Source organism: Streptomyces sp. AC627_RSS907 (assembly GCF_019049165.1).
This window is the reverse complement of record NZ_JAGMUE010001343.1, coordinates 1-654: the sequence shown is the minus strand read 5'-3', so window position 1 is coordinate 654 and position 654 is coordinate 1. Positions and strand designations below refer to the sequence as shown.

Here is a 654-nt window from a genome sequence, read left to right as displayed (position 1 = left end):
GGCGAAGGCGATGAGCGCCAGGTACGCCGCCTTGCGGCCCTTCCAGCCGGCCGTGGCCCGGGCGTGCAGGTAGCAGGCGTAGGCGACCCAGGTGATGAACGTCCAGACCTCCTTGGGGTCCCAGCCCCAGTACCGGCCCCACGCCTTCTCGGCCCAGATCGCGCCGGCGATCAGGGTGAAGGTCCACAGCGGGAAGACGGTGGCGTTGATCCGGTACGCGAACTTGTCCAGCGACGCGGCGGAGGGCAGCCGCTCCAGGATCGAGGTGGCGAAGGCGCCCGGCTGCTTGCCGTCCGGGTTCTCCAGCTTCGTCTCGTACCGGTCGCGGAAGAGGAAGAGCAGCGTGGAGACGGCGCCGAGGTAGAGCACCGCGCCGGAGACGATGGCGCAGCTGACGTGGATCCACAGCCAGTACGAGTCGAGGGCCGGCACCAACTGGTCGCTGTCGGTGTAGAGCACCGACACCGCCAGGCCCAGGTCGAGCAGGGCGGTGGTGACCAGCGGCAGGCCGATCCAGCGCACGTTCTTGCCGCTGGCCAGCAGCGCCACGTACGCGACGACCGCCACCATCGACAGGGTGATGGAGAACTCGTACATGTTGCCCCACGGGGCGCGCTCGACCGAGAGCGCGCCCCGTGGGGCAACATGTACGAG

The 654-nt window shown here is 69.3% G+C and carries 1 protein-coding gene; it reads right to left on the bottom strand.

Features of this window, described 5'->3' with window-relative positions; all coding sequences use genetic code 11:
* Positions 1 to 654 (bottom strand): c-type cytochrome biogenesis protein CcsB (ccsB, locus tag KUM32_RS41825; protein WP_217146843.1); only part of this gene is annotated, 654 nt, incomplete at both ends.